Source organism: Taibaiella chishuiensis (genome assembly GCF_003014535.1).
GTDB classification, from domain to species: domain Bacteria; phylum Bacteroidota; class Bacteroidia; order Chitinophagales; family Chitinophagaceae; genus Taibaiella; species Taibaiella chishuiensis.
This window is the reverse complement of sequence record NZ_PYGD01000002.1, coordinates 287,710-302,130: the sequence shown is the minus strand read 5'-3', so window position 1 is coordinate 302,130 and position 14,421 is coordinate 287,710. Positions and strand designations below refer to the sequence as shown.

Annotated in this window: 14 protein-coding genes; 10 read left to right on the top strand and 4 right to left on the bottom strand. The window is 50.7% G+C overall.

Features of this window, described 5'->3' with window-relative positions:
- Nucleotides 1-357 precede the first annotated feature (357 nt).
- From lepB to B0I18_RS08720, 6 genes are all read left to right on the top strand, one after another.
- Nucleotides 358-1,920 (top strand): signal peptidase I, encoded by a 1,563-nt coding sequence (gene lepB, locus B0I18_RS08745; protein ID WP_106522306.1) that lies wholly within the window; start codon nucleotides 358-360, stop codon nucleotides 1,918-1,920.
- Nucleotides 1,921-1,945: 25 nt separating this feature from the next.
- Nucleotides 1,946-2,290 carry a DHCW motif cupin fold protein gene (locus B0I18_RS08740; protein WP_106522305.1) on the top strand — a complete coding sequence of 115 codons (345 nt, stop codon included), beginning with the start codon at nucleotides 1,946-1,948 and terminating at the stop codon, nucleotides 2,288-2,290.
- A gap of 136 nt (nucleotides 2,291-2,426) precedes the next feature.
- Nucleotides 2,427-2,615: a hypothetical protein gene (locus B0I18_RS08735; protein ID WP_106522304.1), complete on the top strand. Its 189-nt coding sequence runs from the start codon at nucleotides 2,427-2,429 to the stop codon at nucleotides 2,613-2,615.
- Between the two features lie 103 nt (nucleotides 2,616-2,718).
- Nucleotides 2,719-3,105: a hypothetical protein gene (locus tag B0I18_RS08730; RefSeq protein WP_106522303.1), complete on the top strand. Its 387-nt coding sequence runs from the start codon at nucleotides 2,719-2,721 to the stop codon at nucleotides 3,103-3,105.
- A 73-nt stretch (nucleotides 3,106-3,178) separates the two neighbouring features.
- Nucleotides 3,179-3,619, top strand: coding sequence for a DUF3347 domain-containing protein (locus B0I18_RS08725; RefSeq protein ID WP_106522302.1), 441 nt, complete (start codon nucleotides 3,179-3,181; stop codon nucleotides 3,617-3,619).
- 146 nt (nucleotides 3,620-3,765) lie between these two features.
- Entirely contained in the window at nucleotides 3,766-6,192 is a 2,427-nt protein-coding gene (locus tag B0I18_RS08720) for a multicopper oxidase domain-containing protein (protein ID WP_106522301.1), read from the top strand.
- 94 nt (nucleotides 6,193-6,286) lie between these two features.
- Here the strand turns inward: B0I18_RS08720 and B0I18_RS08715 are convergent, their stop codons facing one another.
- The 4 genes from B0I18_RS08715 to B0I18_RS08700 form a co-directional block, all read right to left on the bottom strand.
- Nucleotides 6,287-7,633, bottom strand: a complete 1,347-nt coding sequence (locus tag B0I18_RS08715; RefSeq protein ID WP_106522300.1) for an alkaline phosphatase family protein — start codon at nucleotides 7,631-7,633, stop codon at nucleotides 6,287-6,289.
- A gap of 53 nt (nucleotides 7,634-7,686) precedes the next feature.
- Nucleotides 7,687-8,448, bottom strand: coding sequence for a glycerophosphodiester phosphodiesterase (locus B0I18_RS08710; protein WP_106522597.1), 762 nt, complete (start codon nucleotides 8,446-8,448; stop codon nucleotides 7,687-7,689).
- A gap of 104 nt (nucleotides 8,449-8,552) precedes the next feature.
- A complete protein-coding gene (locus tag B0I18_RS08705) occupies nucleotides 8,553-11,711 on the bottom strand; it encodes a TonB-dependent receptor (protein WP_106522299.1) in 3,159 nt (1,052 codons plus the stop codon).
- 191 nt (nucleotides 11,712-11,902) lie between these two features.
- Nucleotides 11,903-12,544, bottom strand: coding sequence for a hypothetical protein (locus B0I18_RS08700; protein ID WP_106522298.1), 642 nt, complete (start codon nucleotides 12,542-12,544; stop codon nucleotides 11,903-11,905).
- Between the two features lie 309 nt (nucleotides 12,545-12,853).
- Here B0I18_RS08700 and B0I18_RS08695 point away from each other — a divergent pair, with 309 nt between their 5' ends.
- From B0I18_RS08695 to B0I18_RS08680, 4 genes are all read left to right on the top strand, one after another.
- Complete coding sequence (locus B0I18_RS08695) at nucleotides 12,854-13,075, top strand: hypothetical protein (protein ID WP_106522297.1); 222 nt, start codon at nucleotides 12,854-12,856, stop codon at nucleotides 13,073-13,075.
- A 154-nt stretch (nucleotides 13,076-13,229) separates the two neighbouring features.
- Complete coding sequence (locus B0I18_RS08690; RefSeq protein ID WP_106522296.1) at nucleotides 13,230-13,463, top strand: class I lanthipeptide; 234 nt, start codon at nucleotides 13,230-13,232, stop codon at nucleotides 13,461-13,463.
- Between the two features lie 242 nt (nucleotides 13,464-13,705).
- A complete protein-coding gene (locus B0I18_RS08685; protein WP_106522295.1) occupies nucleotides 13,706-13,954 on the top strand; it encodes a class I lanthipeptide in 249 nt (82 codons plus the stop codon).
- 71 nt (nucleotides 13,955-14,025) lie between these two features.
- Entirely contained in the window at nucleotides 14,026-14,250 is a 225-nt protein-coding gene (locus tag B0I18_RS08680; RefSeq protein WP_106522294.1) for a class I lanthipeptide, read from the top strand.
- Nucleotides 14,251-14,421 lie beyond the last annotated feature (171 nt).

Here is a 14,421-nt window from a genome sequence, read left to right as displayed (position 1 = left end):
GTTAAATTAACAATAACGTAATACTATAAAATACCGGGTACATATTCAATAAATAATTCACTATCAAAATTATATTACTTAAAAAACAAGGACTTACAGGAAATTAATTTTAAAAAATTAACATTTTATTTTATTGCATTTTATCAACATACAAAGCATTTCTGAGCCCGTAAGGTTGCAGGTACAGGCCTTTCCCGGAACAAGCGAACCGGGTAATAGGAATACATTTCTTTACCGCGAAAAGCCGCCTGTTCGCCTACATTTCACCGAAGAGCTGGCCGGATACATGGATGGGACGAGGCTCATTTTTATATTTGAGTATTCGTCTTTTTACTCATCCTTTTTAATCCGAACCCCATGGATATCAACCAAACGCTGGCCATTATTGCCTTCCTGGTAATTGTCTTTGTCCTGCCCGTGATCGGGCTGTACCGTATGTTTGCCAAGGCGGGTTATCCCGCCTGGAAAGCGCTCATCCCGGTATTGAATACCTGGTATATCCTGCAGCTTACCCGTAAACCGAAATGGTGGTTCTTTGCACAGTTCATACCCATCCTGGGCTATCTCTTTTCCATTGGTATCTATCTTGAATTTGTACGCAGTTTTGGCAAGACCCGGGTATACCAGCATGCCCTTACCGCTATCGTACCCTTCCTGTATTTTGCTTATATCGGCTTTAACCATAAAGACCGCTACCTGGGCCCCGAAACGACCGGTGCAAGCCGCAGGGAGCAGAAAGCCTGGCGCGAATGGCTCGATGCCGCAGCCTTCGCGGTAGTGGCTGCCACCATTATCCGCACCTTTTTTATCGAGGCCTATACGATCCCTTCCGGCTCTATGGAAGGCACCATGCTGGTCAATGATTACCTGTTTGTCAGCAAAGTGGCTTATGGCGCGAGAATGCCGATGACGCCCGTGGCCGTACCGCTGGTGCATAATACCATGCCCCTCCTTGGCGGCAACTCCTATACCGATGCCGTATCCTGGAAATACCGCCGGCTGCCGGGTTTCGGCAAAGTACAGCGCAACGATATCGTCGTATTCAACTTCCCGGCCAATGATACCGTTATGGCCGACAACCCCGGTCACGATTACTATGCCTTTACCCGTATGTATGGCCGCGAAACCATATGGAACCGTACCAGGGTGTTCGCCAGGCCGGTAGATAAAAGAGAAAACTTTATTAAACGGTGCATTGGTTTGCCCGGTGATGAAATAGCCATCCGGGATGGCAGGGTTTATGTAAACGGGCAACAGGGGCAGGATTTCCCGCACCAGCGCACCGACTATCGCGTGCAGGCCGACAGCCGCTTCTACCTGTCACCGGAATATGCGGAAGCAAATCATATCCTTTTTAAAGGCGGCAATGCCGCCACAGGTTATCTTATGGAAATGGAACAGGAAACAACAGTAGCCCTGCAAAGGCTGCCCGGCGTAACGGGCGTACAGCCGCATTCGGAACCGGCAGGTTATACCGCGGGCACAGGCCAGTTTACCTTTCCGCAAAACCCCGCACTGTTCCCCTGGAACCAGGACAACTATGGCGCCCTGCGCGTACCTGCCAAAGGCATGACGATTACCCTCAATGCTGCAACAGTAGCCCTGTACCGCCGGGCGATCGAAGTTTACGAACAGAACCGCTTTGTTGAAAGGGAGGGCAGGTATTGGATCAATGACCGGGAAACGGCACAGTATACCTTTAAAATGGATTATTACTGGATGATGGGCGATAACCGGCATAACTCCGAAGACTCCCGGTTCTGGGGCTTCGTACCCGAAGATCATATCGTGGGCAAAGCTGCCTTCGTATGGCTGAGCTATGGCGCGAACAGCACACCCGAAGAGCAGTCCAGCGCCTACTCAAAAGGCAATATACGCTGGAACCGGTTATTCCGGAATGTTGGTACCTTGCAGGAGTAAAAGATCAACGCAAAAACCAACCGTTATGAGCACGATCCCTTTCCGGCATATCGACTGGAGCAGTATCCCGAAAACCGAACATACCGGTACGACCGGTACCGCCTGGTGGCAAACCCTGCAGTTTGGCGACCTCCGCATCCGGCTGGTGACCTATAGCGCGGGTTACCTCGCCGACCACTGGTGTGAGCGGGGCCATATCGTACATTGTCTTGAAGGAGCTTTCGAAACAGAACTGAGCGATGGCCGGCGCTTCCGGCTGGAGCCCGGCATGAGTTACGTCGTATCCGACGGTGCAAGCGCCCACCGCTCCGTATCGGAGCATGGCGTGCAACTGCTGATCGTCGACGGCGGTTTTCTCCAATCTTCGTAAGCCAGCATTATTTTATAACCGCTGTTAAAATCCGCAACCCGGCCCGTTGCGGATTTTATTTTGGCCCGGGCACAATAATTTCCGGCAAAACGCGTTAGCATGGGGTATAAAACGAAGATTATCCGATATTTGCTTCATGAGTGCAGACGCCCAACATTCCAAAGAGCCTAACCGTTGCTGCGATGCAGACGTTATCCGCACTACGGTACAGCTCGCCCTTTCGTTTATCGGGCAGGGACTGATGACCGAAGAACAGGCCCTTAAATACTTCAACCTGAAGAAAGAAGCTTTCGATCATTTCAAAGCTGAGCTTACCCGATCCTAAACCCTGCCGGCAAAATCTTGTAAGTATTTTCCTGAATTCTGTAACAGGAGGCCTGGCCCACGCTTCTACCTTTGTATCCTATCCCCGACGGATACCTTGTTTTATGAAAAACGGAAGCACTATACGTCTTACAGCTTTTTTCCTGCTGCACCTGTTACTGATACAGGTACTTACGGTCTTCCTGTGCGCCGCAGGCCCATTGCAGGCCCATACACAACACCGGCATACCCAACACACCAGCCACCAGGAAACGGCGCACCGTTGCTGTACTGAAACTACAGTACAACTGATCAAGGCCGACCGGTTGTATACCGCAGCCATCCGCGAACAGGCCAGCCCTGCGCCGTTCCGGCTGCATGCTCCTGCTGCTTTCGTATTGACCCTATTGAACAACCGGCCGGTAATGCGCCCGGTAAATACGGCCCCTTACTTTTTTTATCCTCCCCGCGCTCCAGGCACCAGGATTGCGATCCAGCGTTTTCAGATTTGATTTAGTGTTGCGATGTACCAGGGGCTATGGCCCACTCTTCAAAAAAAATCATTAACATAACAATCATGCAATCATGAAAAAGATCCTTTTCCTGCTGGGCCTGCTGGCTGCCGGCGCTACCACTACTTTTGCCCAGGATAAAACCGGCAACCTCCTGAACCGTTATTACAGCCTGAAAGATGCGCTGGTGAGTGGCAATACCACACTGGCCGCAGAGCAGGCCAAAGCCTTTGCTGCCGAAGCCGGCAAAGACGGCAACAAAGCAGCCCTGGTTAAGACCGCCGGGCAAATTGCCGCCAGCAACGATATCGAAAAGCAACGCAGTTATTTCAGTTCGTTTTCCGACGAGATGGTACAACTGGTAAAAACCGACAAATCGCTCCCGGCGCCGGTGTATAAAATGTACTGCCCGATGAAGAAAGCCAGCTGGCTGAGTGCCGAACAACAAGTCCGCAATCCTTACTTCGGCAACAAGATGCTTACCTGCGGCTCTGTAGCAGAAACGATCAAGTAAGCACCCGGTATACCCGGTATATCCATAGCCGGCTCGTTACTGCCGGCTATGGTATTTTCCTGTTCCTTCCGTGAACAATATGCATCCTTTTGCCTTATATTATCGGCAACAGAACGGGATGCAGGCTCACCTTTTAAATTAAAGCAATGAAAAAATTAATGCTCCTGGCCCTGCTCACCGGCCTGGCGGGCTTTACATTTGCACAGCACGGGCACCATACCGGCAAAGCAATGCAGCAGGCATCGCCGGTGTTGTACACCTGCCCGATGCACCCTGAAATACAACAAGCCGGCCCCGGCAAATGCCCCAAATGCGGTATGGACCTGGTTATAAAAGACCAGGCTACCTCGCCCACCGCACAACCTTCACCGGCCACTACAGAGCACAATACGACTGCCGGCCGACCCGCCGCCCCCAGGACCGTGCGGTACGACCTGTACGTAAAAGACACGCTGGTGGCCTATTCCGGCAAAACAAAAAAAGCCATTGCCATAAACGGCAGCATTCCTGCCCCCACCCTCACCTTTACCGAGGGGGATACGGCCGAGATTTATGTACATAACCTGATGGATGAAGAGACCTCCGTACACTGGCACGGCGTATTCCTGCCCAACCGCTACGATGGCGTACCTTTTCTTACCCAGATGCCTATAAAACCGCACAGCACCTACCTGTACACCTTTCCCGTAAAGCAGAACGGTACTTACTGGTACCATAGCCATACCGGCCTGCAGGAACAAAGCGGTATGTATGGCGCCCTGATCTTTAACAAGGTAGCCGAGCCCATTATACCCGCTATACCGGTAGTGCTCAGCGACTGGAGCGACATGCGGCCCAAAGAGATAGAACGCTTCCTGCACAATGCCAACGACTGGTTTGCCATTAAAAAAGGCGCCACACAGAGTTATACCGAAGCCATTAGCAAAGGCCACTTCGGCACCAAACTGGGCAATGAATGGAAAAGAATGAACGCCATGGATGTAAGCGATGTGTATTATGAAAAACTGCTGAACAACGGGCAGGAAAACAGCGAGCACCCGCAATTCAAAGCAGGCGATAAAGTAAAACTGCGCCTGATCAATGGCGGCGCCTCCACCTATTTCTGGCTGACCTGGGCGGGCGGAAAAATTACGGTGGTGGGCAACGACGGCAATGATGTAAGTCCGGTAGAAGTGGATCGCCTGATCATTGCGCCATCAGAAACCTATGACGTGATCGTAACCATACCCGAAAACATGCAGTACGAATTCCGGGCTACCGCCGAAGACCGTACCAAATACACCTCGCTCTGGCTGGGCAAAGGCATGAAAATGTCCGCTCCGGAATTGCGCCGGCTGAAATATTTTGAAGGCATGAAGATGATGAACGGCATGATGAAGATGGATGGTAATATGGCGCCCATGGGCATGCAGATGAGCAATCAGCAGATGGACATGAATACGGTGATGTACCCGGAAATAAGCGGTGACGACAAGGACCATAAAAAAGACAGCAAGCAGCAACAGGAAATGCCGATGACGGGCATGGAACATGCCGGGCACCAGATGCCCGCAGCAACAGGCGACCTGGTAACACTGAACTACGGCATGCTGCGCGCTACAGAGCCGACTACCCTGCCTGAAGGCCCGGAACGGCTGCTGCGCTTCGAACTTACCGGTAATATGGACCGTTATGTATGGACCCTGGATAATAAAACCGTTTCGGAATCGGACCGGATCCTGATCCGTAAAGGAGAACGGGTAAAGATCGTACTGTATAATAACTCCATGATGCGCCACCCGATGCACCTGCATGGCCACGACTTCAGGGTACTGAACGGCCAGGGCGAATATGCACCGCTTAAAAACGTGCTGGACATTTTACCCATGGAAACCGACACACTTGAATTTGCCGCGACGGAAAGCGGCGACTGGTTCTTCCACTGCCATATCCTGTACCATATGATGAGTGGCATGGGCCGCGTATTCAGCTACGAGCAATCGCCGCCCAATCCCGAACTGCCCGACCCCGCTTATGCCCGCCGTATGCTGAACCATGACGACCGGATGGTGCACCTGATGGGCATGGCCGGCCTGGAGAGTAATGGCAGCGACGGACAGTTTATGATCGCCAATACACGTTACCGCTTGTCTACCGAATGGCGGCTGGGCTTAAAAGCCAGTCATGGTAACGAAAGCGAAACCTACTTTGGCCGTTATATGGGACGCATGCAATGGTTCTTTCCCTTTATCGGCTTCGACTATCACTACAACAGTATGCGCGATGGTACGGAACGCAATATGTTTGGCCAGCTCAGCAACCAGAGCAACAGGAAGGCCCTGGTAGCCGGCTTCCAGTATACCCTGCCCATGCTGATCGTAGCAGAGGCCAGGATCGACAGCAAGGGCAAACTCCGCTTCCAGCTTAAACGCGAAGACATACCGATAACTCGCAGGCTGCGCTTCAACTTTATGGCCAATACGGATAAAGAGTACATGGCCGGCTTCCGGTATATCGTAACCCGCTACTTCGCGTTGTCCACGCACTACGATAGCGATATGGGCTTTGGTGCAGGCATTACCCTGTCTTACTAAACGATCCTCATTAACTTACAAAGGTGTTCCCGGTAATCGGGAACACCTTTTTTTATAAGTAACCATGTGGTAACGGTAACAACACGTGCCCTGTTTATTTAGCCAGCAGACCGGGATACAGGATACCGTCGGCCGAAGGGAAGTCGATATTGAGCAGCCGTGCAATAAGCGGGGCAATATCTTCCAGGCCCATTACCGGCAGCGTTACGCCCTTGCGGATACCTTTACCAAAAGCGACGAAACCAGTCTGTATCTCTTTAAAATCGGGATAGTAACCATGCGTGCCGCCATGTGCCGCTTTCAGGATATCGCCCTCGAGCGCAGGACTGAAGGTAACACCCTGCACGGGAGCCAGTGCCAGCGCGGCATTCGGGTCGGCGCCAACGACATCCAGCTCGGCACGGTCTACCACGCGGAACAGGTTTTTCTGCGCTGCAGGCATAGCAGCCAGTAAGGCTTTTACTTTTTCCAGGGTCTGCTTATCCTTGTTGTCGCGCAGGTGCAGGAAGGTGGAGCCGCCGCTGGCATGGAAATAAGCTTTCCAGTCTTTACGGTTTTTAGGATCGATAAGACCCGCTTTAGTCAACAATACATTAGGCGCAAGCTGGGTATGGATATCGACAAAACCGTGATCGCCTACGACCAGGAAGGTCGTATTCTCCCGGATGCCTGCTTTCTCCGTGGCTTCGATAATGGTTTTGATTGCACGATCGGCCGAGGCTACGGCTGCACGTACTTTATCGCCATCCCTGCCCTGCTCGTGTTCGAAATGATCGACATTGGCAATATGCACCGCCAGGAAACCGGGCTTGTATTTGCGTACCAGGTAAGCACCGATACGGGCCAGGTTTTCATCACCGCTGAGGTAATCGAGTGTAAAGTCGCTGGCATCGAGTTTGCCGGTTGCATATTGCTGTACCTCTTCAAACAGCCCGGCAGGGTTGGCTTGCCTGGCGGTAGCGGCTATACGGTCCATCTCTCCGCCCTCCCGGGCAGGCAGATCCCAGGTTTCGGGTATATTGTAGGTAATAGGCGCCCCCACGGTAACCGGCCAGCTTACACAGGCCGTGCTCAGGCCCGCCTTCTTGGCCGCCGTCCATATAGTCGGCACTTTAATGGAGTCATGCTCCCAATACCAGCGGCCGGTAATGCCCGTGGCTTCTACCGGCGTGTTATAGTAGATACCATGTTTCAGCGGCTTTACACCGGTCAGTATCGTGGTATGCGACGGATAAGTAACCGTAGGAAATACACCGCGTACGCCCTCGGCATGAGCGCCTTCGCCCATCGCCTGGCGCAGGTTGACCATACCCCAGGAGGGGTCTTTATAAAATTCGGGACGGAAACCGTCCACGCTGATCACGATAACATGGCGGTCCTGTGCATAAAGACCTGCCGTAAGGCCCAGCGAAAGCTGGCATGCAAAAAGAAGTTTTTTCATAAAGAAGCATTAATAAGTTAAAGAGCAACAATACAATTGGCGCGGCTTACCACTCAGCGCAACAGGGCGGTCATTTCGACCGGCTTATCTGTAGTGATATAATCCACACCCTGACCGACCAGTGTTTTTACGATAACAGGATCGTTTACGGTCCATACATTGACGGTCATACCCAGGGCCTGCGCCGCTTTGATCCAACCGGGATGATCGCCGATGACGCTATAGTGATAATCCAGTCCGCTCAAACCCAGGTTTTTCAAGGCCTGCGGGGCAAGATCGCCCTTGAGGTAAGCCACGGTAACACCAGGAGACAAGCGCAACAGCTCTTTACAGATGTTTAGGCTGAAAGAGATGTATTCGGTAATGCCTTCGGCTTTGTGTTTCTTGACCATATCCAGGATAGCGGCTACCGCGCGGTCTTCGGCGTGCTTGTCCTTATGCGGCTTTATTTCCAGGATCAGCCTCGTGCCTTTGGCCTTTTTGCCCTGCTCGAGGTATTGCTCCAGGGTCGGCAGCTTTTCGCCATTGGTCAGCCTTACTTCCCGAAGCTCCGCGTACGTATGGGCCTCTATCAGTTTGCCATCGATCTCATCATCATGATATACCACGAGTACGCCATCGCTGGTAAGATGCACATCGAATTCGGAGCCATATACTTTAAGCTCCTGGGCCTTGCCCAGCGCGGCTACCGAATTGCGGGCCGAGCCGGCACAGTCCCAATATCCCTGGTGGGCAATGATCCGGGTGCGGGCAAATACGGCATTACTACCGATCATCAGCGCAAGCATGCCTATTTTTATTTTTGTCTTACTCATAAATCTTTTATTAAGGATGGCCGTATCAACCGGTTTAAAACAAGGATCACCTACCGCCACCGGGGCAGTATGTGATCCTTAAATGCATGCCTGTTCTTTTTTATTTAAAAGGCGTAACGCAGTCCCAGCTGTACCTGGAAAGGGCTACCATTAAGACCGGATACACCGGTAGTACCGTTTACGTTGTATACAAAACGCTGATTCTCGGTATCGAAACTTTTAATGGTATACAGGTTTTGCTTACCCAGGTTATGCCCTACACCCCAGCTCTTCTTAAACATATTAGCCAGGTTGAAGATATCGACGGAAGCCTCGATACCATGAGATTTGAAGATCATGAACTTCTTGGCCAGGCGCAGATCGAATACGCCATAAAAGCCGTTAACACCACCATTACGCTCGGCGATCTTACCCATGTTATCACGCAGGTATTTCTTCACGCTGGCTTCAGCATCGGGGTTATCGAGAATGCCCTGTATGCCTTTACGCAGGTATTCCGGCGTGTTGGGGTTATTGATATCATAGATGTAGGGCAGGTCGTTGGAGGATACAAAATCGCCGTTCATATTACCGCTTACCGCCAGGGAGTAACGGGTACCCGCCAGGCCGGAGAACCGCAGGCCTATGGTAACACCCCAGATACTGGGCGCTGTACCATAGAACACCACTTTATGGCGGAACTGGCCGTTGGAATAAGTCATATGACTCAGATCGCGCGGATCGTCCTTCACCATAAGATCGAGGGTAGCGGTATTGGCTACGTTACCATTATAGGAGGTATTGTCTTTAGCATCGTTCCAGGTATAAGAGAAGGATACCTGCCCGTCGCGGAAGTAGCGGTAGGTACCGTCTACTACAAAGGAGTACTGGTTGATCTTGCCTTCACTTACGAGTTCGAGCACACGGCCCACTTTGTCGGTCTTACGGCTGTTGAGCCAGTTGGTAGCGCCATTGGTAGGGTTGATGCTGGCAGCAGGCACATAAACACCGCGGTTCGCTTCTTCGGCAATGGTGAAGAAGGGCTTATCCACCATATTGCGGTCGATGTACATATAGTTGTTGCGTGCCCAGGTAGCATAACCGCTGATACCGATACGCAGCCTGTCGGTAAAGAAGTGGTTATACGAGAAGTTCATCTTGTATACCACGGGAACTTTGGTATTGGCACTATTGGTATTGATGGTATACAGTTTGCTGATGCCGGGTATATCGAACAACTCGGCGCCGGGCGCTGTAGCCGGGTTCTGGCGGTAGGCCGGGAAGTTAGGCGCAGGCACCAGGGCTCCCTGCACATCGATAGACGCGATGCGGGTACCATCGAACAACATATTATTGATCATGGAATAGTTGTTGAGGTCGGATCCGAAAATACCACCGCCCAGGCGCACGATGTCGGTATGTTTCTCGGCTACGTCCCAGTTAAACTGGATACGGGGTTGCAGCTGCAGGGTAGACACGGCATTATCGGTACGCAGGCCCAGTTCATTGTATACGGTCTGGCTGAAATTTGCACGATCGAAGTAACGGGTATAATCCAGCCGGAGGCCGGCCATCATATCCAGGCCCCTCGCCAGTTTGGTCTCCATCTGTGCATAAGCGCCGGAGGCCAGGGTATTCATCCTTACACTGGGATCGCTGACCAGGGACACGTCCCGGGCATAACGGTAAGGCTTCAGGTTGTCGAAATTATCCAAGCCTGTAAAGTAAAAGCGGCCATTCATTTCACTGCCGTAACGCGAATGCATATTGGTATACATCAGGTCCACACCAAAGGTATAATTGATCTTACCGGTATTGTAATACAGGTTGTTGACCAGCTGTACCACGTTGTCCTTAAACCATTCGGGAGTATAACGCTGGCCACCCAGCTGGATGGAGTTATAATACTTCTGGCTGCCGGATACCGACTCTACGTTCTCGACGATGGCACGCGGGATACTGGCCGAAGGCAACAGGTTATTGGCAATCATCTCCTCGCTTACCAGGAAGTGTTGCACTTTCAGCTCATTGGTAATCCTGGGACCCAGTACGGAACGCAGGGTGGCCATGAGACTATTGTTATAACTTTTACGGCTGGAATAGCTTTCATACAGGTTGATACCCGAGTTATCGCCATCCGACTGGTTGTCCATATCATAGATAAAGTTATTACGGATAGTAAGCAGGTTACGGGAATTCAGCTGCCAGTCGATACGGGCGAAAGCCGCTTCTGTTCTTTTGCTCTTATCGAAAGCGCCGAACTGGGGCGAACTACCTAAACCATATTTGGCACGGCCTATACCCATATAGCGATCAAGGGTCGCCTGGTTCACTTTATAGTTGGCTTCGTCTGTAGGCGCCTGTATGTCTGCAATGTACAGCGGGCGGGAGTCGGCCTGGTGATCCCATGCCACGAAGAAGTGCGCACGGTCCCGGATAATGGGGCCGCCGAGCGAAAAGCCGTACTGGTAGGTCGAATACTTCTGATTACGCTCATTGCCCCGCAGGTCGTAACGGCTGGACAGCCAGTTGGTACGGGCAAAAGTGAAGGCACTGCCGGATAAGGTATTGGTGCCTGATTTGGTAACCGTGCTGATGGTACCGCCACCACTGCGGCCATAGGTAACATCGTATTGATTCGTGACTACTTTAAATTCACGCACGGCCTCCATCGATATCGAATAGGCGCCGGCCGTGGTACCCGCGGCCACCGTGCCTTTGGCGGTCATACCATCGATCGTGAAGTTGGTAGAGGAAGCCAGCTGCCCGGAGAGATTAATGCCGGAGCTCAGGGGCGAAAGGTCGATGAGTGACGTAAAGTTACGCCCGTTAACCGGCAGCTTTGCAATATCCTTGGCAGTAACGGAGGTAGCCGAACCGATGGTCTTCACATTATTCTTCAGCGAGTTGGCCACTACTTCCACGGCTTTGATCTCGGTGGAGGCACTTTCGAGGTCGAAGTTGATGCGCAGCAGGTCGCCCTGGTTAAGGGTATACCCCGTCTTTTTTTGTTCGCCGAAGCCCATATAGGTAACAGTTACGGTATAAGGACTGCCAAGCGGTAACTGTTTGATCGTGTACTCCCCTTTTTCGTTGGAAAGCGTACTTGTTTTAAAACCTGTTGATTCGTTTTTAACAGTGATCGTAGCGCCTATGGCAGGCCCGGTCTTTGTATCGGAAACCTTACCTGCGATAATAGCCTGGGTGCCCTGGGCAAACAGCACTGCGGGGATGCAGAGCAGCAGCATACAAAGGGACAGAACTCTTGTAATGATTTTAATCATGCTGTTGATTTTTGGTTACGGAATAAAGGAGTGGTTGGTTATGGCTGGGTCCGGGCAATAGGAGGCGCTTCCGGCATCTGCCGGGATACAGGTGCCGTCTTGTCTTCTGCAGCAGACATACTACGGCCTGTTCCGCGGTGCAGCACCGGGAGTCATCTTATTTATAACTGTAAATGGTTAGGGTCAGGTTATCAATCCAGGGAACGGGCAATGGCAGCGGCAATCTTCGAACTGGTCTTGCGGCTCAGCTGCGCTACTTTATCGGGCGCTTCAAGATTCATAGAGGTAAAGTACTGGTTACCTGAAGTCACCTGTTTCTTATTCTTATCAAATAAAGTATAGCTGATCATGTGAAATACCGTGCGCATAGGCTCTTCCTGCCATTTCAGGTAGTGCTGGTTGAGCACCAGCAGGTAATCGGCATGCGCTTCGTCCAGGGTAGCCCGCAGCTCTTCTGTAGTAACATCGTTGAGGCTGGCTACGCATTGTTCCGCTTCGCCCGCCACATGGATCTTACCGACAATACGCTCGCAATGTACTGCAGGTTCCAGGTTGGCAAAGGTAAAGCGGCAGGAGCCGTTACTGCCCGCAGCGATGATGTTTGCAGCAATGATGGCATTATACCGGTGATCGATACTATCGGCCTGTATACCCGTCTGCTCAGCGATCAGGTCGTCGTAATAATAGTTCGATTTTACATTTTTATCGAGGCCTACGATCAATACCTGCGCCTGCTGCTGATTGCCCTGCACTGCCTTTTCTTTCCTTGCCCAGAGCGCGCCGGGAGCGGTTGCCAGGACTGCAAAGTATACAAACAAGCGGGTAGATTTCATGGCCATTGATTTTGAATGCAAAAGTAGCAGGGAAATATTACGGTTCAATTAACCAACCATTAATTCGTCCAAAGTTAATACGGGCGTAAGATTCGCTTAACGCAATTTTCTGCACGCGGCTTATTAGGGTCATTTTATAGTTTGTATGCTAAAAGTTACTGTTGGTGTAATAATCGTTTGCCGTTATAAATATTGATCTACTTTTATCTTAGCAAAAACATACAGCAAAACAGCAATACCGCAACAGCTATATGTTTCAGCGATCGATACCATTCAAGTGGCTTATACATTCCTGATTAAAACACTGCTATGAAATCGACTACTTATAAAAAAGGAAAACTTCATTTACATAAACAGGCCATCGCTACTTTATCGGTAAGCAGCCTGGATTATATAAAAGGAGGAAATGCAGAACCCCGGGCATGGAGCACTTCTATAGGCCGCTGCACAGGGGTATTCTGCTGCGACCTGGATGGCACAACAGCACCGGAGGAAAATCCGCCGGTGCTCCAGGCGGCAACCTTTGCCTGATCAGCAATACAGCCCCTCCATTAGATTTAGTAAACATGAGTATACCAGTACCGGCACGGAATACTGCAGGCTTCCGCATGCCTTCAAAAAAAGGGGAATCCGAAAACCTTTATAACAGAGTAGGAACAAATACTAATTTCAAAAATTGCATAACATGAAAAAAGTAAATCAAACTGCAAACAGCAAACTGCAATTCAGGAAAGAAGCGATCGTTAACCTGAACCGTTCTGAAATGAGCCATGTACAAGGCGGGGAAGCGGCCTGGACTACCTCTTTCGGAAAATGCAGCGGCTTCTTATGTTGCTCTCCTTCTAAGAGTAAAGAACTGATCAAAGACATCATCGACAACATCACCAACGATTGCGGCGGTAACAATACGCCTCAGTAATACCCGGCACATACGCCAACCGGCTTCTCCCTGTAACAGTATCGAAGTGATACAGCATACCTGCTGTACTCCTGTACCCTTATGGTAGCGGGCCCGGCGAAGCGTTGCCCATTACAACCTGAAAAAATTATACGTGTGTGTCCTGCGACGCTACTGCATTACAGGGCACACACACCAGGTAACCGGTTTCTTATTTACAGCACCTCTATTTTCTTGTTTACAGCACCTCTAAAATTTACAGCATGAAAAAAATAAATCAAAACAACAGCAAACTGCAATTCAGGAAACAAGCCATCGCTAACCTGAGCAAATCAGAATCAGAAAACGTACAAGGTGGTAAACCTGCCTGGACCACATCCTTCGGTAATTGCAGCGGTTTCCTTTGCTGCTCACCTACGAAGTCAACCGTACTGATCGACGATTTTTTCCCGACTTTAAAGTGTACGACGGATAATAACGACAACGGCCTGGGTATGCAACCTCTCGTATAACCAGCACCATTACGCGGAGGTCCGCATTATTTCAATACGTATTTTCTTCCTTATACAAAAAACAAACGATCATGAAAAAAACAAACCTGGCCGGCAGTTCTAAACTGCAACTGAAAAAACAAGCCATCGCCAACCTGTCTAAAAATGAAATGACCGCAGTAGCCGGTGGTAAACCACAATTCACTACCTCTTATGGTAACTGTTCCGGTTTCCTGTGCTGCAACCGCGAAACAGGCCCTAAACCTCCCGGCGATTTCATCATCGACGTGATCGACCTGACCACTAAATTCATTTAATCATACGATGCCGTAGTTAACGGAACCACTGCAAGCCCCATGGCTTGCAGTGGTTTTTTAGAGATTATTGCCACGCTGCAGTGTCTTTTTTTCAATAAGATTGAAAACCAGCATTTTACTTTTTTTACAAGCGTTTACCCCGCTGCCGGGCCGGAGGAAATACGGCTATCT